A 19,616-nucleotide genomic window follows, 5' to 3' on the forward strand; every position below is an offset into this window, starting at 1 on the left:
CTGTTATTCCTTGTTTCTTAATTGCTGTAACAGATTGTTGACACGCGCTTTTTGATTTTCAGTTTCTTCTTTCAGCAACTCAATCTTATAATCAAAACCATCATCCATAATATTTACGATATCGCCTTCTTTAAGTTCTGATGGAATTTCAGTATGATGGATCAGAAGTTGCTCTGTTTCTTCCGGGCGTTTTAAAAAAATTGCATAATCTCCATCAAATCGGTCTAGTGTATATTTATTGTAGTTCACTTACAACTTCCCCTTTCACATTGACTAATTGAGCTGCATCACCACTGTTTAACCAGATCTGTCTTTTTGTCCATTCGAGTGTGCCCGCACCTGCTTTTGCATCGGGACCACTTGTAATCGAAAGCTTTTTCCCTGGTGCCAAATTCATATCCGGGAAATCAAATACTTGATTGCCTTCAACAGATATTAGTTTCCAGCCTTCCAAATTTACCGACTGATTACTACTATTTTGGATGACAACAATTTCTTCATACAGATCTTTGCTGATCAGTTCGACTTTGCCGCTCTTTGTAGAGGCTGATGCCGGTATCGAACTTGTTGCTCCAACACCTGTCCACTGCGGTGCACCTATGTCATAGGTTACCCCATCTGTTGTAATCACAATCGTTCCGGCTTCAGCAGTACTATATATTTCACTGTTCACATTTTTTAATATATCGATGACTTCTGCATGCGGGTGACCGTATTTATTGTCCTGTCCATAGCTTAATATGGTAGCGAGTGGACTTACCGCTTCTACAAACTTTGGCGAACTGCTCGTATTCGACCCGTGATGACCTGCTTTTAAAATGGTTGCCTGTACATCGGTTCCCTTTTGTAAAAGCTCCTGCTCTACACCGTGGTCTGCATCTCCCATTAATAAGAACGAAATATTTTGGTATTCCGCGCGCAGTACGATGGAAGCATCATTATTATCAGAAGCCGTTTCATCTGCAGCAAGAACTTCTATTATAAGATTGTCCTCCAGCTGAAATTCATCCCCTGCTTTAGGGATCGTAAACTTAATATTTTTGGCTTGAATGAGGCTTAGCATTTCTTCATATGTTTGTGACGTATGTACTTTTCCGGAATCAATAAATTCCTTAATGGAGATTGAATTCAGCACGGAAATCAGTCCGCCGATATGGTCAGCATCCGGATGTGTAGCGACTACATAGTCCAACCGGTTGACTCCCTGTGCCTTTAAATAGGCGACAACTTCTTTACCGGCACCTTTTACGCCCCCGTCAATAAGCATCGTTTTTCCGTTTGGTGCTTCGATGAAAATGGAATCCCCCTGCCCTACGTCAATAAAGTGGACGGTCATTTCTTTTAGCGGGGCTTCGTAAGTTTCTTCGACTGGTTCTGTACATCCTGCTACGACTAGTAAGGTGAACATTAGCAGTCCTATTAATTTTTTCATTGCAACAAATCCTTTTCTTTTACTCTCTTACTAGTTTACACAAGTTGATCTCATTATAAAAATCTCCGCTTCGCAGAAAAAAGCAGCGACTTAACCAAAAGAGCCATTTTCCTCTATGAGAAAAATGGCTCTTTTTTGCTGTGCGTAAAAATATCCGTTTTTTTTCTAAGCTTTTTCAATCAAATATTGAAGGTCATCAATTAAGAATACAGCTCATCTAAAATGGCGATTTTCTTGGCGATGGATTCTTCAAATGTCAGGATATATGCTGCTGGATCTTTCGGATTGTGGAACTGTGTAATTTTGCCGGTAGTTGGATGCACAAACTTTGAAGAAGCCCCGCAGCCGATTCCTAAAATCGTTTGCACTTCTTCCATGATGACAATATTGTAGATCGATTCTTCTTCCGGTTTACAATAGCCGACGTTTTCCAAGTTTCCTAAAATATTTTTCTGGCGGTATAAGTAATATGGAACATAGCCGTTTTCAGCTGTCCATTCTGTTGCCATCTGCATCATTTTTCCAACTGTATCGCGGTCGGCAACTTTATACTTATCTTTGTTACGCGTCATTTCCGATGCACGCTTAAAGCTAAGCGTATGAACCGTTAAACTTTCAGGCTGCATTTTTGCAGATTCCGCTAATGAATGTTCGAATTCTTCAATACCTTCATTCGGCAAGCCGATAATCAAATCCATATTGATATTATTCATGCCGGAATTGCGGGATAGCCAAAACTTCTCTACTGTTTCTTCAACAGTATGATGACGGCCAATCGCTTTTAATGTTTCTTGCGTATAGCTTTGCGGGTTAACCGAAATACGGTCAATGCCCCATTTTTTCAACACTTCGATTTTCTCAGGTGTAATTGTATCCGGACGACCTGCTTCTACTGTAATTTCACGAATGGACTCCGGATTCGGGAAAGCATCGAACATCGTTTTATATAATGCATCCATTTCATGTGCCTCGATTGAAGTCGGTGTACCCCCGCCCCAGTAAATCGAAGTGATGCGCATATTTTTTTCTGTCAGCCATTTGCCCATTTCACGCAGCTCAATGTGAAGACCATCGATGAATTTTTCTACGCGCCCTGCTTTACGGTTTGATTGGATCGCATACGCCGGGAATGTGCAATACGCACACATTGTCGGACAAAACGGAACCCCAATATAAATTGAGATTTCCTTCCCAAGCTCATCCAGATCCGGAATAACTGTCAGTTGTCGCTCAACAATCGCTTTCATTAACGCAATCTTTTGATCCGAAATTCGGTAATCCTCTTTTAGTACCGCGGCAATTTGCTCGTCATTCATACCGGCTTTACGGTATTTGTGATAAAGCTTTGTCGGACGGACTCCTGTTAAAATTCCCCACTGTTGAGTCATGCCAGAATATTGTTCAAGTACATCCAGCATGACATGTGACAATGCACGTTTCATTCGGATGTTTTGCTCTTTTTCCGTTCCTTCTGTCGCATACTTAATCGAATAGTCGCTCGTATATTCCTGTCCATCCACTTTTAACTTGGCAAATGTGGAAATCGTAAAATTTTCATCGATAGACTTGTTAAATTCAATCGACATATCCGAACCGTCCTGATCGATTTGAATAACGGAATCCTCGTAAAATAAATTGGCTATATGATTAAGAACACGTGTCCAGTCTTCTTTGAAATGCTCATTAATATGAATCGTTTTCATGTTATTCTCTACCTTCTTATTGTAATAAATAAAAAATCTATCTCATTGTAACAAATATTAAGGTAGAAGAAAAAAAACATGTTCAATCTTTGTAAAATTAATAGGGTCAATACTTAAAAAAATTACTGAAATAAAAAAAGAGCCACACAAAAGTGTGACCCTCCTGAATCTTATAGTCCGTCGTACATTGCTTGGATTGGCTGTGTGATAATACGGTTAATTTCTTGAATTACTGAACTTAAAGCCATTTCCGCTTCAAGCATTGCAATAATTTTCGCATTTTGCTGAGCTAACTGTGCTGTTTTTTGTAAAAATACATATTCTTCTTCTGTAATTTCTTCACCAGCATTTTGTTTGTCCTGCATCTTTAATTGTACATCGCGGAAGTTTGTGAATAATACTTTCGCTTCCTCATCTGCACGTACAGTTTCCACTGCGTTCTTTAAATTTTGAAACTCATCAGTCTTGCGGAATGTTGCTTCAAGTTTATTAATATCTTCATAAATATTAATCATGTAATATACCTACTTTCTCATTTTAGTTCGTCAAAAAGACGATTAACGCTTGAATGATCCCGACAAGACCACCAATAATGCCGCCCAGCCATGTGATTAATTTCAGCTCTTTACTAATAATGCCTAGTACAAGCTCTTCTAATTTGGCAATAGGGAAAGAATCTACCTGCTCTCGAACGACTTCCGCTAAGTTGAGTCGCTTCAGTACGTCTTCGATTTTACCTTCTGCTGCAATAAATGTTTTATCCATCATTTTAGGTAGCAGATCATTTGTAGCCCAGTCTTTTCCTTGTGGCCAATAGTCATTAATCGTTTTATCCAGACGTGCCTCCAATGCCAATGCATTTTTTGCATAGCTTTGGATACTCGTTTCAATCGTATCAAAGTTTACATCATTCATAAAGTCCATTGCCGGGCGATTTTTAATTTTTTCCCATTCTGTTGTGAAAATCCGATGTAAAAGCGCTGCTGTTCCCGGAGCCTTTAAAAACTTTATAAGCTCACGCTGTACTTTATCAACAAGTGATGTCGAGTCCCCTAAAAACATTTGGATCATTCCGCCAAACGAACCTTTCGTCGACAGGAAGTCATCCAGCATGTTTTTAATTGTCATCATACCTTCCGGCGACATAAAATAATCTTCGCCTTTTTGCAGGATCTGTACAACAGCCTCATCGATTTTCTGGTCCAGCACTGGCTCCAGATCATTCGGTAACAGTTCGCGAATCGCTTTTGTGGATAACGTATTTTTTACTTTATGGAATTGTGCATGAATATGTTCATCCACTTTTCCTTCCACTGTTTGCGGTAATTGTGTGAAGCCCGCCAAACGAATCCAATCATTAATCGTTTTTTCATTAGTAAAGATTTCTTGCGTCACTTTATTTTGTGCAAAGGTTAATACATTGTCACGTATTTCCTTTGATAAAAACTTTTTCTTAATTGTTTCAGGTGTCAGTAAATATTCCGAAACGGTTTTTCCTAACTGAATCGCTAAATCCTCACGGCGTTTCGGAATCAGACCAGGCGTTAGCGGCAGTTTCCATTTTTTAAAATAGATCGGCTTATATGGTCTGAACAGCATTTTGATTGCCATATAGTTTGTCGCTGCACCAACGACAGCACCTACAACACCAAGCAGGAATATTAGCGAAATAAATTCTCCCATTTTGCTCACTCTTTCTTCATCATGTGTATGTTCTATTATTAAATTCAAAAAAGAAAAATTGCAACAATGTACTACTTTCTTGTACGATAAAAATGGGAGGGAAGTTTCATGATTCAACATTTTAGCTATAAGCCATTATTTGAAAACAGTCAAATACCGGGGTGGTCCATCCGTTTTTTCTATGAGCAGAAACGTTATGTTGCGGAATATTATAAAGATGGAAGCATCAAATTCATCGGGGAAAGCCCTGCTGAAGAACAGAAAGAACAGCTTGAGAAAATGATTCACGAGTTAATGCTCTTTCACGTTTACGAATAAAAAACAAATGGGAGCAGTCGAATTTTCGATGCTCCCATTTTTATGCGCGTTCGAGTTAATCATAATTTAATAGCTGGCTGCAGGAAATTATAGTTGCTGGCGTTTGCTAATTTATCTGCCTACTAAATTATCATTATCTACCATTTTACATTAGCATAAATCTATCGAAATTTCAATTTTCTATCAATTTATCCACATATGGTAAATGATTCTTCTTACTAATTATAAATTACAAATTCCCCTCCAAATTTTTTCCTCAATTTTCAAATTCAGAAATTGTTTTTTTTACTTAAATATTTTATGATTGTAGTATTAAATTTTTTTTAGGAGGTGTACTCTTTATTTGCCACGCTCATTTGCGCCGCGAATAGAGAATATAGTTGGACGTAGACATAGGAATCGAACTAACCATTAGGTTGATAGCATTTGCTATCTTAATTGCCGCTACGGCATTTTTTGTTGCAACTGAGTTTGCAATAGTTAAAGTAAGAACGACAAAAATTGATCAGCTCGTTGCAGAAGGAAATAAATCTGCGATGCGGGCAAAAAAGGTAATTTCAAACCTTGATGAGTATTTATCTGCTTGTCAGCTCGGAATTACGATTACGGCATTAGGACTCGGATGGCTCGGAGAACCGACTTTCGAAATAATTCTTCATCCAGTATTTGAGTTCTTTAACTTAAGTGGTAATCTCACAACTGTTCTTTCATTTATTGTTGCCTTCTCACTCGTAACATTTATCCACGTTGTCGTAGGGGAATTAGCTCCAAAAACTTTCGCTATTCAAAAAGCAGAAGCCGTAACATTAAAGCTTTCCGGATTTTTAATTCTGTTCCATAACATTATGTATCCTTTCATCCGTGCCTTAAATGGTTCGGCACGTGCATTATCTGGGGCATTTGGCTTGAAGATGGTTTCTGAAACAGAAGAAGCGCACTCTGAAGAAGAGCTTCGCATGATTTTATCAGACAGCTTCAAAGGTGGGGAAATTAACCACTCTGAATACGAATATGTTAATAGTATTTTTGAGTTTTCTGATCGAATAGCGAAGGAGATAATGGTACCTCGAACTGAAATTATCAGTATTGAAAGAGGTCAAACGATTCGCGAAGTATTTGAAGTAATGGGCATTGAACAATATACACGTTACCCTGTTACTGATGGAGACAAAGACCATGTCATTGGTCTTGTTAACATGAAGCATTTATTAACAGCCTATATTAAAGATGCTGCAAATGGCGATAAGCTTGTTGATGAATATATGCAACCGGTTATTCGAGTAATTGAAACAATTCCTATTAGTGATTTATTATTAAAAATTCAAAACGAACGTATTCATATGGCCATTTTAATGGATGAATACGGTGGTACTTCCGGTTTAGTAACAATTGAAGATATTATCGAGGAAATTATCGGTGATATTCAAGACGAATTCGATGAAGATGAAATCCCTGAAATTCAGGAAATCGCTGAAGACCACTATATCTTTGACGCTAAAATGTTATTGCAGGAAATGAATGATATTTTAGGTACAACGTTTGAAGATGAAGATATCGATACAATCGGTGGCTGGTTCATGACACAACGCTTTGATGTTCAAGAAGGCGATATCATCGAAGCGGAAGGCCACAGGTTCAAAGTAACTGAACTCGATGGTCACCACATTTTGTATATTGAAGTAACAAAACTTCCACCGTCTGAAACGACAGACGAGGAAATTCTATAATCCATACAAAAACCTCACTTTTCCTTCAACGGAGAAAAAGTGAGGTTTTTAATTTACCGGATGAAATGACCTGGTTCAACAGAAACAGTTTCATCCTCATTTAGCTTTCATTCGATTCAGTTAAATTATGTTTTACTGCATATAAAGCTGCCTGCGTACGATCCTGTACATGAAGCTTCGCAAAAATATTCGATATATGCGTTTTAACCGTTTTTTCTGTTACATATAGTGAAGACGCGATTTCCCTGTTACTTTTGCCCTTTGTCAGTTCTGCCAATACGTCCTGTTCTCTCGGTGTCAGCGGATTTAAAATATGGGGCTTGTTTTCATCTTCACGCAGCCCTTCTTCTAATTGCGTAGTCGCTTCCGGATGGATTGTATTTTCGCCGCGCATAATCTGACGGATTGATTCGACCAAATCATCCGGTTCAATATCTTTTAACTGATAGCCTGAAGCCCCGGCATCCATTGCCGGCAGCACATGGTCTTTATCCGAAAAACTTGTCAGCATCAGGATTTTAATATCCGGCCAGCTGTTTTTTATTTTCTTTGTTGCCTGAATACCATCCATCTCAGGCATGACGAGGTCCATTAAAACAATATCCGGAGAAAGTTGTTCAACAAGCTCTACTGCTTCTAATCCGTTTTTCGCTTCTCCTACAACTTCAATATCCTTTTGAGTTTTTAAAAAGAATAACAAGCCTCGTCTTACTACATGATGGTCATCTGCTATTAGTACCCGTATCATCAAATCCCCCCTAGTATGGTAAACGGACAAGCAATTCTGTCCCTTTTCCAATTTCACTTACCCAATCTGCCGTTCCTCCAACAGAATGCGCTCTGTCGATAATCGATTGCATGCCGATTGACGGTATACGGCGATGTGCCTCCACATTAAAGCCATGGCCTGAATCATTAACAACAAGTAATACATCGGTAGGAGTCACGTTGATATATATTTCCACACTCTTTACACCCGCATGTTTTCGTACATTGTTCAATGCTTCCTGAGTAATTCGGAAAAGCGTTTCCTCTATTCTGGAAGGAAATTGAATAACACCGGTAACATTGACCGTTAATTTAAGGCTCAGCATTTCTGCATACACTTTAATCGCTTCAATGAGTCCGCTTTCCAAACCTTTCGGACGGAGCTGCCAAATGAGTGCACGCATTTCCGTCAAAGCCTCCTGTGTAAGCTGCTGAATATCCTTAAATGTTTCTTTAATGTCCTGCTCGTTGCTCATCTCTACTCCAGCACGGGCCGTCAGTGTCACTGAAAAAAGCAGCTGATTGACAGAGTCATGTAAATCACGTGCTAAACGGTTACGTTCTTGAACAAGCGCGATTTCCTGCTGTTCATTCGTTAAGTAAATACGTTTAATCGCAGAACCCATCTGAAAAGCAACCGATTCAAGTAAATCCAGCTCTTCATCGGAAAAGCGTACCGTATTTCTGGAAGCAACATTCAGCAAGCCGAAGCGTTCCTGCCCTGACTGCAACGGTACTGTCGCATGGTGGGTAATTTCGTTATGGTCGCCTACATTTGCGGCGATGGCACTTTCTATGCGCTGGCATTCAATAATATTCGAAGCTTTTTTTAATTCTTCATTACGGAAACGGGATACACACCAGCAACCGCCCTTCTTTAAATAGTGGCAATTGTTATGGCTCAGCGCATCCGGCAAGTCCTGTTTCACGACAAGCTCCGATTTCCCTTTTTCATCGATAAAGAAAATCCAGCCTGTCTCAAATTTCGTACCGCTTAAAAATTTGGACAGCGCCCCATTCAGCATTGGAATCATTTCTGTTTCCTCGTTTAACAGCTCCGCTATTTCTTTTAATATGGCAATATTAGATTGGTCTTTTGTCATACTGGCTCTTCCTTTGCAACTTCACTTTTCTCTATCATACCATTTCAATTAAATAGAGCGCACCGCTATCCCTCTCATACTTTTGAATGAAAAAAATCCTGCTATTTTTTACAATAGCAGAATTTCGGTGTAAATTATTTTAAATATTCCACGCGGTATACGTCATGGCGTCTGTCTTTAAGATGCTTTACGGTACCGTCTTGGCGTTGTCTTCTCAATATTTCAAGATCGACATCCCCGATCAATACCATCTCCAGGTTCGGGCTCGTTTCTCCTACGATGCCATCCCTTGCAAACTCAAAATCGCTTGGTGCGAAGATGCCTGATTGCGCATACTGGATATCCATGTTTTCCGTTTCAGGCAAGTTTCCGACTGTTCCGGAAATGACCGTATAAATCTGGTTTTCAACCGCACGTGCCTGTGCACAATAGCGCACGCGTAAATAGCCTTGGCGGTCTTCTGTACAAAACGGTGTGAAAATAATATTCGCTCCCATATCTGTCGCAATGCGTGCAAGTTCAGGAAACTCGATATCATAACAAATCTGAATGGCAATCTTGCCGCAGTCCGTATCGAACACGCGGACTTTATCCCCGTTACTGATGCCCCACCATAAACGTTCGTTTGGTGTAATGTGAATTTTATATTGTTTTTCAATCGTCCCGTCACGTCTGAATAAGTAAGCGATATTGTAGATTTCCTCGTCTTCTTCCTCAACAAAATGCGAACCGCCGATAATGTTGACATTGTAGCGGACCGCCAGACTCGTAAACAGTTCGATATATTCTGGTGTATATTTCGTTAATTTACGAACAGCCTGTGACGGTGATTTCTCATTTAGGAAACTCATCAGCTGGGTTGTGAAAATTTCCGGAAAGACAACAAAATCCGATCCTGCATCAGATCCGACATCCACAAAGTATTCACACTGCTTCGCAAAATCCTCGAAGGAATCGATTGCACGCATCATATATTGCACAACACAAATACGCACTGGATAGCTCGTCTTGAAGTGACGCTTTGTCAGCGGTCGATAATCCACGTTGTTCCATTCCATTAATGTCGCATATTTGCCTGAAGCTGTATCATCCGGTAAATAGTTTGGATTAATACGCATTAAAATAAAGCCGTTCATCATTTGGAATGTCAGCACCGGGTCATATATTTTATGGCGACTTACCGCATCTACATAATCACGTGGACTCATCTCATCCGAATGGACATGATAGTTTGGAATACGGCCGCCAATAATGATCGATTTCAGATTAAGTGTTCGTGCCAAATCTTTTCGCGCTTCATATAGCCTTTGACCGACTTTCATACGACGATAAGCCGGGTGCACCATTACTTCAATTCCGTACAGATTATAACCATCCGGATTATGGTTAGTAATAAAGCCGTTGTCGGTAATATCGTTCCATGTATGGCGGTCATCGTATTCATCGAAGTTTATGCGCAGGCTCGAGCAGGAACCAATTACTTTTCCATCAAGCTCCGCTACCATTTGTCCTTCTGGAAAAATGGATAAATGGCTGTATAAATGCGCTCGTTCCCAAGGCTCCATCCCCGGAAAACATATACGCTGAATTTCTAATATTGAGTCAATATCCTCTATTGTCATATTTCGGATAATCATTGGTTTTTCAAATTTGGACATATCTAATGAATCTGTCATACTTAACTCCCCCTCCGTATTTAACTTTCCTTTTAATAGCCTTTAATAAACGTAGTAATTTACTTTTTCTCGAATTCAAACTATAATCAATGAGAATAAATAGGAAAAAACTTCTTTGTAGTATAGAAGTTAAATTTTGAATATCGAGGTAGCACTATGTCCAAAAAACTTGAAAATGCCTTGCTCATTATTTGGGTTGTATCGTTGACAGCAATGCTCGGATCATTGTATTTTTCTGAAGTACGAAATTATGAACCATGTACATTATGCTGGTATCAGCGCATTATTATGTACCCTATCGTGCTGATTTCAACGATTGCCTACATCCAGAAAAATGCGAAAATTGCATTAACAACAGCCGTGTTCTCTACAATTGGAGCGGCAACATCTCTTTATCATTATAGCCTGCAGAAGCTAGTTTTTATGCAGGATGCAGCACCTGCCTGTGGTCGTGTAGCATGTACCGGTCAGTATATTAACTGGCTAGGGTTCATTACGATTCCATTTTTGGCACTTACTGCTTTTGTTATTATAGCAGCAGTTAGTTTTTATATGTTAAAGGTTTTAAAGGGGGAGAAATAATTTGAAGAAGTTAGCGATTGTCGGTGCAATTATTGTCGTATTATTCGCAGCAATTATTGTACTTACAAACATGAAAAACAGTGCAAAACTAGAAAACAATCCATACGGTACTGACAACTTAAAACAATCAACGATCGACTTATTGGACAATGAAAACTATCAAAATATCATCTTACCGGATGCATTGGCAGAGAAAATCGAGTCAGGTGACGGCGTTGTCGGCTATTTCTTTAGTCCGGAATGTTCTCACTGCCAAAACTACACGCCAAAACTTATGCCGATTGCCGATGAACTGGATGTTCAAGTGGATCAATTAAACATTCTTGAGTTTACGGATGAGTGGACTACTTATAATATTCAAGCAACACCAACACTTATCTATTTTGAAAACGGTGAGGAAGTTGCCCGTTTAGAAGGTGACGCACCAGATGAAACAACGCGCCAATTCTTTAACGATGTTGTGTTAAAATAAGATTATATTCAAAATCGTGTTCTTTACGAGCACGATTTTTCATTTGGAGGAAAATTAATGTTCACATATATCATTCACGAAAACGGTCAAACCGTTGAAGACCTGCTGCGCGAAAAGTGGCGCTTAGGTAAAAAGCTTGTTCATGAATTGCGTATGTCTAAAGCAGTTACAATCGACGGGGAGCCAATTATGTGGAAAGAGCCCTTTGATAAAGGGACGAAAATCGAATTTGCCTTTGATATTCCTTCTTCAAATTATATTCCCACAGACAGCTGTGATGTAAACATCCGCTATGAAGACGAACACTGCCTAATTGTTTCAAAGCCTAAAGGTATGGCAACACATCCAAACGAACCAACAGACCGTGACACATGCATGAATCATGTAATGCGTCATATTGCGGACAACGGCGGGCATTATGCAGAGCATGTACACCGTTTGGATCAAGGGACAAACGGGTTGCTGCTTGTTGCAAAGCATCCGATTGCAAAGTCCATTTTTGACCGGATGATCGAGGAAAAAACAATCGTTCGTACGTATGCAGCTGAAGTTCAGGGCAATCTTCGTACGGACAGCGGTACGATCAATGCTGCCATCGGTAAAGACCGTCATCACAATACGCGCCGTGTCGTATCACCTACTGGCCAGCATGCCGTGACACATTATGAAGTAGTGAATCGCTATAAAGGCACATGTGTTGTCCATGTTGTTCTGGAGACAGGACGTACACACCAAATTCGCGTGCATATGGCGCACTTAGGCCACCCGATTGTAGGCGATACAATGTACGGTGCTCGTGAAACTGCATCCGGCGATTATGCATTGCACGCCATTCAGCTAGCATTTATGCACCCGTTTTTAGACGAGCAGATCATCGTTAAAGATAACTAAAAAAGAGGCGTCCGTAACTAAACTACGGACGCCCTTTCTTATCTTTTTTCACGCTCGATATAAGTTACTTCATTCGCTCTCGAAAGCTGATAAATTAGACTTCTACCGGTTGAGTGCAATTCTTTTTCTTTAACGACAAACTGATCCCCTGTTTTTGTCGTAAACGTGATATCTCCCTTGTTACTGCCTACAACATATTCATAAACAACTTCGTCGAGTTCTTCCCACCGATATTGGTGTTCCTCAAATAAATAGTGTCGTTCCAATTCTTCCTGACTGATCAATATATAATTTTGAGTCGATAAATAACCGAGGCCAATACTCAATATAAAAAGTAATAGACCGATCAAATAAACTTTCATATTACGCTTATACGCTAAAAGCCAAAACATCACAATCAAAACAAAACCTGTTATAAGTACAAGTCTAAAATTAAGCGGGTTTGGTATGAATGTTACGGACGAATTATTGTACAGGAAAAATTCATTCTGAAAAATCGGATGGAAAATCATAATTAAAGGTGCGACAACTACAACCGTCACTGCCGACATTGAGAAAAACAAACTCGGTGAAAAATTTTTAAACACAGTTTCACTCCCCCTAAGTTAAAACGATGTTAGAAATCAAAATTAAAATTATCCGGATCTTTACCAAATCGTTCATTACGATTCAATGCATTTAACTGCTGCATTGTTTCAGTTGTTAATTCGAAATGATAGAGCTCACTATTTTCTTTGATGCGTGAAGCTGTTACTGACTTCGGAATGATGATGACATCGTTTTGTAAATGCCAACGTAAGATGATTTGAGCCGGTGATACATTATATTCATTTGCAATACGAATAATCGTTTCGTCATTTAAAACATTTCCACGGCCTAGCGGTGACCACGCTGTTACTGCAATCTGCTGCTGTTCACAAAATGCGCGCAGCGGTTCTTGGGACAAATACGGATGCGCTTCAATCTGGTTCACCATTGGGGCGATATTGCGAGTTGCCATAATTTCTTTTAGATGATGTTCATGATGGTTGGATACTCCAGGTACACGGATCAGCTTCTCATCATATAAGCGCTCAATTGCACGGTACGTATCTACAAATTTATCTTCGACCGGCCAATGTGTTAAATAAAGATCCACATAATCCATATCAAGTTTTTTCAGTGATGTTTCAAAGGCGCGCAATGTATTGTCATACCCTTGGTCGCTATTCCAAACTTTTGTTGTAACAAAGATATCCTCGCGCGGTACAGAAGAATGGCGAATGGCTTCCCCTACTTCTTCTTCATTGTAATAAAGCGCAGCTGTATCAATTGCACGATAACCTAAATCAAGTGCTGTTTCAATCGCCTGAAGGGTTTCATCACGGTTCGTCATTTTATAAACCCCTAAACCTAAATAAGGCATTTCTACGCCATTTGTTAACTTTTTTGTTGATTGTAAATTCATATTGTTCACCTCTCACATTTGATTGTGTTTATTATAACATTCTAATTATTTGCCGTTTAATAATTGCTATTATTTGTAAACACATTATATTTTTTAAACTTATTGTCTAGCATATTACTATTTACAGAATAATTTTCCGGTTTCAGGAGTATATATTAGTATATTCTCGTTGAGGAGCTGAAAAACTATGATGGATACACAACTAGTTTTGACTGGATTTTTAAAGCGTGCACAACGGTACTTCCCGAACAAGCAAATTATCTCTCGCACAAGCCCCACTAAAACACATCGCATCACATTCAATGACTATGTAAAAAGAACGCACCGATTGGCAGATGCCCTGACAAAGCTCGGAATGAAGCGTGGTACAAAGGTCGGCACATTTGCCTGGAATCATCACCGTCATCTGGAAGCGTATTTTGCGATTCCATGCAGCGGTGCAATTTTACACACGATTAATATCCGCCTTGCCCCTGAACATATTGTTTATATTATCAATCATGCCGAAGATGAAATTTTATTGATTGATAGCGATTTATTCCCGTTAGTCGAGCCGGCACTTAGCCACTTGAAGACGGTTAAGCATATTATCGTTATGGGCGATGAACTAAGTGCTCCACAATCCAGTTTCCCAAATGTGTACAGCTACGAACAGCTGCTTCAGGAAGCGGATGAAAATTTCGAGTTCCCGACAGATCTGGATGAAAACCTGCCAGCTGGAATGTGCTACACTTCTGCAACGACAGGGATGCCAAAGGGTGTCGTCTATACACACCGAAGCATTGTACTTCACAGCCTGGCACTTGGTCTTGCAGAATCTTTTGCAATTAAAGAAAGCGACACTGCCCTTCCTGTTGTGCCGATGTTCCATGCAAATGCTTGGGGCTTCCCGTTTGCCGCATTGAATTTCGGCTCTAGTATCGTATTACCAGGACCAATGATGACACCAAGTTTAATACTGGATTTGGTTGAACAAGAAAAGGTAACAATTACAGCAGGTGTTCCAACTATTTGGCTTGGCGCACTCGTTGAGCAGGAAAAAAATCCCCGTGACCTTTCTTCTGTCCGTTTAATTATTTCAGGCGGGTCTGCATCACCGAAAGGATTAATTCAGGCTTACAACGAAAAACTTGGTGTTCCGTACATCAACGCCTACGGTATGACGGAAACATCACCGCTTGTAAGTATGTCGCATCTAACAAGCGATATGAACGACTATACAGAAGATGAACAGTTGAATATCCGTGTTTCTCAAGGTTTAACGGTTTCACTAATTGAAACAGAAGTTGTTAATGAAAATGGCCCGGTTCCGTGGGATGGAAAAACAATGGGTGAACTGCGTGTCCGCGGTCCATGGATTGCCTCTGAATACTATAATGATGAACGGACGAATGAAGCATTCCGTGACGGCTGGCTTTATACAGGTGATATTGCGGTCTATACAAAAGAAGGCTATATCAAACTTACCGATCGAACGAAGGACCTTATCAAATCAGGTGGAGAATGGATTTCATCTGTTGATCTGGAAAATGCCCTCATGTCACATCCGGCTGTTTTCGAGGCAGCCGTAATTGCGGTTCCGCATCCGAAGTGGCAGGAGCGTCCATTGGCATGTGTCGTTTTAAAAGAAGGTGCAACGGCGACTAAAGAAGAGCTTATTGAGTCAATCGATCTGGACTTTGCAAAATGGTGGCTTCCGGACGATGTCGTATTTTTAAATGAAATCCCAAAAACTTCAGTCGGCAAATTTTTAAAAGCAACCCTGCGAGAACAATTAAAAGACTATAAGGTTCAGATTTAATGAAAGAAAATGTGCACTGAAACGCAAATTTCAGTGCACATTTATTTATTATTCTTCTTCCTCTTCATCATCAAACTGCTGCGGATCTGAAATGCGTTCCGCTTCTTCCAGTTGTCCGCCGTCTCTTAAGTTCTCCATTTGCTTTCCGAGAATTTTCAGCTCATCCATAGTATTCGCCATGTTCCCGTTAACGATTTCTTCTCTTTTCATAACAATCCCTCCAAATTAATTTAGTATTATTTTTTTCCAATTTTGACTGATTTCTGTCATAAATAAAGTATTCATTCAAATAATTTATGCTATACTGAAAACAGAGATAATTAAAACATGAGGAGGATACTTCCATGAAATTACTTTTAATTCTTGGTGTCAGCATATCATTTTTGGTAGCTATTTTCACAGCTGGCTATGATAGCAAACCATTCCCAAAAGAAAGATAATTCCACTAGCTTTCCAGTAAAGGACAATCGTCAAGTAGCGATTGTCTTTTTCATTTGACTTTTATTATTCTATATTTTATATTAGTTACATAAAGTAAGTTGATTATAAAAAATAACCATTAAGGGAGTTCACATATTATGGCTACACATTTTCATAAAAAACCTAACCTCTACCCAGCTCATGTTCAATTAAAGGTTTCTAACTTAGTACGTTCGATTGAATACTATACAACGATTATCGGCTTTAAAGTATTACAGCAAACAGAAAAGGAAGCATACTTAACAGCAGACGGACAAACAAGCTTAGTATCACTAGTCGAAGTACAAAATGCTCAGCCGCTTAAACAAGGCTTTGCAGGTTTATACCACTTAGCATTACTATTACCCTCTCGCAAGGACTTAGGAAACATCGTACAGCATTTTGTTAACATGAATATTCGTCTCGGTGCGGCAGACCATGATGTTTCAGAAGCACTTTACTTGAACGATCCGGATGGAAATGGAATCGAAATTTATATCGACCGTCATGAATCCGAATGGACTTGGAATCAGGATGAACAAGTGCATATGGTGACAGAACAGCTGAATTTCCAGCCGATTTTAGCAGCTGCAGACGGCAACTGGAACGGTTTGCCTGCTGACACTGTTATGGGGCATGTCCACTTATCCGTAGTAAATCTGGACAAATCGGAGCAGTTTTATACAAATGTATTGGATTATAATGTTGTGACTCGTTACGGTGCACAGGCATTGTTCGTATCAACAGGGAAATACCATCACCATTTCGGATTAAACACTTGGAACAGCAATAACGGTCATGCTCCAACAAACGATATGGTCGGCTTAAAATCCTTCACAGTCGTGTTAAAGGATGCAGAGTATGCTGAAGAAGTAAAACAAAGCCTGACAAATAACGGCTTCATCGTTGAAAACTTTGCAGAAGCGCCAGCACACGGTGGAACTCAGTTGTTCTCAACAGTCGATCCAAACGGTTTGCGCATCGTATTTACATTAGATGGAGAATAATCAGCAGAAACCTAAAGCAAGAGTCCGAAAAGTTTTCGGGCTCTTTTTTGAAACTTTCTTTTTTATCCTACGTATACATAGATAATTACAATTAACGGAGGAATTCATTTGTCACTATTTAATAAAGTGTTAGCAAGTGTTGGGATAGGAGCTGCAAAAGTTGATACAAAATTGCACAAGTCAACTTATACATTAAATGAAAATATTTCAGGGGTTGTCGAAATTATCGGGGGCAGCACAAACCAGCAGATTGATGCCATCTATCTAACACTCCATACAAACTTTATCCGCGAAATCGATGATAAAAAGGTTAAAGATGAAGCGGTGCTGCACAAATACAAATTAAATGAGCCATTTACAATTCAGCCAAATGAAAAACATCAAATCCCATTTTCATTCGCCCTGCCCCCTGTTGTTCCGGTAACGACAGGCAACTCGCGTGTATGGATACAAACGGGCTTAGATATTAAAAATGCAGTAGATCCTACAGATAAAGACTTTATCGAGGTCAAGCCGACTCCTCTGGCGAATGGTGTGTTAACAGCCATTCAAAATATGGGCTTCCGGTTGCGTAAAGTGGATAATGAGCAAGCTCCTTCTTATTTGCGCCGCCAAACACCGATTGTTCAGGAATTTGAATTTACACCGACAAACAGCACATATCGCCGGTATCTAGACGAACTTGAAGTTATCTTTTTACAGCAAACACCAAACTCAGCTGAAATTTTATTGCAGGTGGACCGCCGTGCGCGCGGACTTGGAGGTTTATTATCCGAAGCATTCGATATGGATGAAAGCTTCATCCGCCTAACATTATTCGAACACGACAATATCCAGGCAAAGCTTGAACAAGTGATTAAGTCGAAGATGAAATAAGAAAAAGGCAAGAAGCATCAGACGCTTCTTGCCTTGTTTTATTTTAACCCCGGATAGTTTTGTTGTCTTAGTACTTCGTAAATAACGATTGCCGCTGTGTTTGATAAATTCAGTGAGCGGATATGGTCACTTTGCGGTATGCGCAGACACATATCGGCACGCTCCTTTGCAAATTCCTTTGGCAAGCCTGTCGTTTCTCTTCCGAACATAAAGTATAGGTCACGTTCTGAATTGCTGAAGTCATGCGTCGTAAATGGTTCATCACTATATGTCTCAATTAAGTACACATCGCCATCTTGACTGTACTCGATAAAATCCTCTAATGAATCATGGTATATAACATTCACATGTTCCCAATAATCCAGCCCGGCACGCTTCAGCATTTTGTCATCTGTTGAAAAGCCTAAAGGGCGGATTAAATGTAATGATGTATTCGTTCCAGCACAAGTGCGGGCAATGTTGCCTGTATTTGCTGGGATTTCTGGTTGATATAATACGATATGGTTTGGCACTTTACGATCCTTCTCTCTTAATGATTTAACATGGCCAGTCCTTTTTCAATTTCGGCCAGCACTTCTTCATCCTGCTCTGTTTTTCTGGCAGCCATTAAAATAGCCTCTGCCCCATCCGTTCCGATTTTTCCGATTGCCCATGCAGCCGTCCCTCTCAATACAGGACGTTCATCTTTTTGCAATACTTGAACTAAGTCAGGCATTGCCGCTTCTTCTTTAAAGTGGGCAAGCGCTAAAATAGCATTGCGCTGAATCGGCTTTTTGCCGCGCCATGAGCCGGATACATGGCCAAACTTTGCTTTGAATTCCTTATTGGAAATCGATAAAAGCGGTTGTAGCAACGGTTTTGCGATTTCAGGATCCGGCGTGAATTCCTCATGTATCCAGTTGAGCTTTCCTTTATTTTTCGGACAGACCGTCTGACATGTATCACAGCCATACAGACGGTTTCCGATTTTGGCACGAAATTCGTCAGGCAAAAATCCTTTCGTCTGTGTTAGAAAGGCAATGCAACGCTGTGAATTCAGCTGCCCAGGTGCAACGATCGCTCCTGTAGGGCATACATCGATACATAATGTACAGTCACCGCATTCATCTTCCATCGGTGTATCTGGTGCAAACGGGATGTTCGTGATAATTTCTCCTAAATAGACGTACGAACCAAATTCAGGTGTAATAATAGAGCAATTTTTGGCGCTCCAGCCGATGCCTGCTCGTTCTGCAACCGCACGATCCACCAGTTCCCCGGTATCGACCATCGATTTCACCTTTACATTCGGTACCCGTTCTTGCAGCCAAGCTTCAATAAGCTGCAGACGTTCACGAACTGCTGTATGATAATCAATCCCCCATGAAGCACGGCAAAAGATGCCGCGACGCTCCCCTTTTTTTCCTTGTGGGGCATCTTGCATGCGAGAAGGATATGCAATGGCAATCGCAATAATACTTTCTGCTTCATCTAATAGTTTTAAAGGCTCTGTGCGCAGCTCTATATTTGCTTCTTCAAAGCCTGATTGGTATGCTAATTGTTGCTGACGACGTAGACGATTCTTCAATTCATGAAACGGAGCAGCGGTTGTAAATCCGATTTTATCAACACCAATAGATGCTGCATATTTCACTAAATCTTCTTGAAGTTGATGTACTTTCATTTCACATG

Annotated in this window: 21 protein-coding genes; 8 read left to right on the forward strand and 13 right to left on the reverse strand. The window is 40.0% G+C overall.

Annotated features, from left to right (window positions below):
- Positions 1–3: 3 nt before the first annotated feature.
- The 5 genes from MKY51_RS14925 to MKY51_RS14945 form a co-directional block, all read right to left on the reverse strand.
- Positions 4–249, reverse strand: a complete 246-nt coding sequence (locus MKY51_RS14925) for a DUF3006 domain-containing protein (RefSeq protein ID WP_339173512.1) — start codon at positions 247–249, stop codon at positions 4–6.
- The gene (locus MKY51_RS14930; protein ID WP_339173513.1) at positions 236–1,432 is read right to left on the reverse strand and encodes an MBL fold metallo-hydrolase; all 1,197 of its coding nucleotides are present in this window, start codon (positions 1,430–1,432) and stop codon (positions 236–238) included. Before MKY51_RS14930 ends, MKY51_RS14925 begins: the two co-directional genes overlap by 14 nt.
- Positions 1,433–1,632: 200 nt before the next feature.
- On the reverse strand, positions 1,633–3,135 hold the full coding sequence (locus MKY51_RS14935; RefSeq protein ID WP_339173515.1) for a coproporphyrinogen III oxidase: 1,503 nt from the start codon (positions 3,133–3,135) through the stop codon (positions 1,633–1,635).
- A gap of 170 nt (positions 3,136–3,305) precedes the next feature.
- Positions 3,306–3,650, reverse strand: coding sequence for a YlbF family regulator (locus tag MKY51_RS14940; RefSeq protein ID WP_339173517.1), 345 nt, complete (start codon positions 3,648–3,650; stop codon positions 3,306–3,308).
- 22 nt (positions 3,651–3,672) lie between these two features.
- Positions 3,673–4,818, reverse strand: coding sequence for a DUF445 family protein (locus MKY51_RS14945; RefSeq protein ID WP_339173519.1), 1,146 nt, complete (start codon positions 4,816–4,818; stop codon positions 3,673–3,675).
- A gap of 108 nt (positions 4,819–4,926) precedes the next feature.
- On the opposite strand from MKY51_RS14945, the gene MKY51_RS14950 reads away from it, so the two are divergent.
- Positions 4,927–5,136: a YheE family protein gene (locus tag MKY51_RS14950; RefSeq protein ID WP_339173522.1), complete on the forward strand. Its 210-nt coding sequence runs from the start codon at positions 4,927–4,929 to the stop codon at positions 5,134–5,136.
- 380 nt (positions 5,137–5,516) lie between these two features.
- Positions 5,517–6,863: a hemolysin family protein gene (locus MKY51_RS14955; RefSeq protein WP_339173525.1), complete on the forward strand. Its 1,347-nt coding sequence runs from the start codon at positions 5,517–5,519 to the stop codon at positions 6,861–6,863.
- 100 nt (positions 6,864–6,963) lie between these two features.
- Here the strand turns inward: MKY51_RS14955 and MKY51_RS14960 are convergent, their stop codons facing one another.
- The 3 genes from MKY51_RS14960 to MKY51_RS14970 all read right to left on the reverse strand — a co-directional run bounded on the left by MKY51_RS14960 (position 6,964) and on the right by MKY51_RS14970 (position 10,410).
- A complete protein-coding gene (locus tag MKY51_RS14960) occupies positions 6,964–7,611 on the reverse strand; it encodes a response regulator transcription factor (protein WP_339173527.1) in 648 nt (215 codons plus the stop codon).
- Positions 7,612–7,621: 10 nt separating this feature from the next.
- Positions 7,622–8,734, reverse strand: coding sequence for a GAF domain-containing sensor histidine kinase (locus MKY51_RS14965; protein ID WP_339173530.1), 1,113 nt, complete (start codon positions 8,732–8,734; stop codon positions 7,622–7,624).
- A gap of 134 nt (positions 8,735–8,868) precedes the next feature.
- Positions 8,869–10,410, reverse strand: coding sequence for a GNAT family N-acetyltransferase (locus MKY51_RS14970; RefSeq protein WP_339173532.1), 1,542 nt, complete (start codon positions 10,408–10,410; stop codon positions 8,869–8,871).
- Between the two features lie 156 nt (positions 10,411–10,566).
- On the opposite strand from MKY51_RS14970, the gene MKY51_RS14975 reads away from it, so the two are divergent.
- The 3 genes from MKY51_RS14975 to MKY51_RS14985 are packed head-to-tail and all read left to right on the forward strand — an operon-like array spanning position 10,567 to position 12,355.
- Entirely contained in the window at positions 10,567–10,992 is a 426-nt protein-coding gene (locus tag MKY51_RS14975; RefSeq protein ID WP_339173534.1) for a disulfide oxidoreductase, read from the forward strand.
- 1 nt (position 10,993) lies between these two features.
- Entirely contained in the window at positions 10,994–11,464 is a 471-nt protein-coding gene (locus tag MKY51_RS14980; protein WP_339173537.1) for a thioredoxin family protein, read from the forward strand.
- 57 nt (positions 11,465–11,521) lie between these two features.
- The gene (locus MKY51_RS14985; RefSeq protein ID WP_339173539.1) at positions 11,522–12,355 is read left to right on the forward strand and encodes an RluA family pseudouridine synthase; all 834 of its coding nucleotides are present in this window, start codon (positions 11,522–11,524) and stop codon (positions 12,353–12,355) included.
- 38 nt (positions 12,356–12,393) lie between these two features.
- On the opposite strand, the gene MKY51_RS14990 is transcribed toward MKY51_RS14985, so the two are convergent.
- Positions 12,394–12,942 (reverse strand): acyl dehydratase, encoded by a 549-nt coding sequence (locus MKY51_RS14990; RefSeq protein WP_339173540.1) that lies wholly within the window; start codon positions 12,940–12,942, stop codon positions 12,394–12,396.
- A gap of 29 nt (positions 12,943–12,971) precedes the next feature.
- Positions 12,972–13,802 carry an aldo/keto reductase gene (locus tag MKY51_RS14995; protein ID WP_339173542.1) on the reverse strand — a complete coding sequence of 277 codons (831 nt, stop codon included), beginning with the start codon at positions 13,800–13,802 and terminating at the stop codon, positions 12,972–12,974.
- Positions 13,803–13,989: 187 nt separating this feature from the next.
- Here MKY51_RS14995 and MKY51_RS15000 point away from each other — a divergent pair, with 187 nt between their 5' ends.
- The gene (locus MKY51_RS15000; protein WP_339173544.1) at positions 13,990–15,603 is read left to right on the forward strand and encodes a long-chain fatty acid--CoA ligase; all 1,614 of its coding nucleotides are present in this window, start codon (positions 13,990–13,992) and stop codon (positions 15,601–15,603) included.
- A 48-nt stretch (positions 15,604–15,651) separates the two neighbouring features.
- Here the strand turns inward: MKY51_RS15000 and MKY51_RS15005 are convergent, their stop codons facing one another.
- Positions 15,652–15,813 carry a multidrug ABC transporter ATPase gene (locus MKY51_RS15005; RefSeq protein ID WP_339173546.1) on the reverse strand — a complete coding sequence of 54 codons (162 nt, stop codon included), beginning with the start codon at positions 15,811–15,813 and terminating at the stop codon, positions 15,652–15,654.
- Positions 15,814–16,181: 368 nt separating this feature from the next.
- On the opposite strand from MKY51_RS15005, the gene MKY51_RS15010 reads away from it, so the two are divergent.
- Both MKY51_RS15010 and MKY51_RS15015 read left to right on the forward strand, forming a co-directional pair.
- Entirely contained in the window at positions 16,182–17,069 is an 888-nt protein-coding gene (locus tag MKY51_RS15010) for a VOC family protein (RefSeq protein ID WP_339173547.1), read from the forward strand.
- A 108-nt stretch (positions 17,070–17,177) separates the two neighbouring features.
- Positions 17,178–17,945 (forward strand): sporulation protein, encoded by a 768-nt coding sequence (locus MKY51_RS15015; protein WP_339173549.1) that lies wholly within the window; start codon positions 17,178–17,180, stop codon positions 17,943–17,945.
- Positions 17,946–17,983: 38 nt separating this feature from the next.
- Here the strand turns inward: MKY51_RS15015 and trmL are convergent, their stop codons facing one another.
- Together trmL and queG are read right to left on the reverse strand one after the other, a co-directional pair.
- Positions 17,984–18,457: a tRNA (uridine(34)/cytosine(34)/5-carboxymethylaminomethyluridine(34)-2'-O)-methyltransferase TrmL gene (gene trmL, locus MKY51_RS15020; protein ID WP_339173551.1), complete on the reverse strand. Its 474-nt coding sequence runs from the start codon at positions 18,455–18,457 to the stop codon at positions 17,984–17,986.
- A gap of 17 nt (positions 18,458–18,474) precedes the next feature.
- Positions 18,475–19,608: a tRNA epoxyqueuosine(34) reductase QueG gene (gene queG, locus MKY51_RS15025; RefSeq protein ID WP_339173553.1), complete on the reverse strand. Its 1,134-nt coding sequence runs from the start codon at positions 19,606–19,608 to the stop codon at positions 18,475–18,477.
- Between the last annotated feature and the right edge of the window lie 8 nt (positions 19,609–19,616).

Source organism: Solibacillus sp. FSL R5-0691 (assembly GCF_037974225.1).
Taxonomy (GTDB): domain Bacteria; phylum Bacillota; class Bacilli; order Bacillales_A; family Planococcaceae; genus Solibacillus.

What these genes read in the sequence shown, in the direction of transcription:
- MKY51_RS14930 (WP_339173513.1), bottom strand. Translation starts at nt 1,432, where the DNA reads ATGAAAAAATTAATAGGACTGCTAATGTTCACCTTACTAGTCGTAGCA.
- MKY51_RS14935 (WP_339173515.1), bottom strand. Translation starts at nt 3,135, where the DNA reads ATGAAAACGATTCATATTAATGAGCATTTCAAAGAAGACTGGACACGT.
- MKY51_RS14940 (WP_339173517.1), bottom strand. Translation starts at nt 3,650, where the DNA reads ATGATTAATATTTATGAAGATATTAATAAACTTGAAGCAACATTCCGC.
- MKY51_RS14945 (WP_339173519.1), bottom strand. Translation starts at nt 4,818, where the DNA reads ATGGGAGAATTTATTTCGCTAATATTCCTGCTTGGTGTTGTAGGTGCT.
- MKY51_RS14950 (WP_339173522.1), top strand. Translation starts at nt 4,927, where the DNA reads ATGATTCAACATTTTAGCTATAAGCCATTATTTGAAAACAGTCAAATA.
- MKY51_RS14960 (WP_339173527.1), bottom strand. Translation starts at nt 7,611, where the DNA reads ATGATACGGGTACTAATAGCAGATGACCATCATGTAGTAAGACGAGGC.
- MKY51_RS14965 (WP_339173530.1), bottom strand. Translation starts at nt 8,734, where the DNA reads ATGACAAAAGACCAATCTAATATTGCCATATTAAAAGAAATAGCGGAG.
- MKY51_RS14970 (WP_339173532.1), bottom strand. Translation starts at nt 10,410, where the DNA reads ATGACAGATTCATTAGATATGTCCAAATTTGAAAAACCAATGATTATC.
- MKY51_RS14975 (WP_339173534.1), top strand. Translation starts at nt 10,567, where the DNA reads ATGTCCAAAAAACTTGAAAATGCCTTGCTCATTATTTGGGTTGTATCG.
- MKY51_RS14985 (WP_339173539.1), top strand. Translation starts at nt 11,522, where the DNA reads ATGTTCACATATATCATTCACGAAAACGGTCAAACCGTTGAAGACCTG.
- MKY51_RS14995 (WP_339173542.1), bottom strand. Translation starts at nt 13,802, where the DNA reads ATGAATTTACAATCAACAAAAAAGTTAACAAATGGCGTAGAAATGCCT.
- MKY51_RS15000 (WP_339173544.1), top strand. Translation starts at nt 13,990, where the DNA reads ATGATGGATACACAACTAGTTTTGACTGGATTTTTAAAGCGTGCACAA.
- MKY51_RS15005 (WP_339173546.1), bottom strand. Translation starts at nt 15,813, where the DNA reads ATGAAAAGAGAAGAAATCGTTAACGGGAACATGGCGAATACTATGGAT.
- MKY51_RS15010 (WP_339173547.1), top strand. Translation starts at nt 16,182, where the DNA reads ATGGCTACACATTTTCATAAAAAACCTAACCTCTACCCAGCTCATGTT.
- queG (WP_339173553.1), bottom strand. Translation starts at nt 19,608, where the DNA reads ATGAAAGTACATCAACTTCAAGAAGATTTAGTGAAATATGCAGCATCT.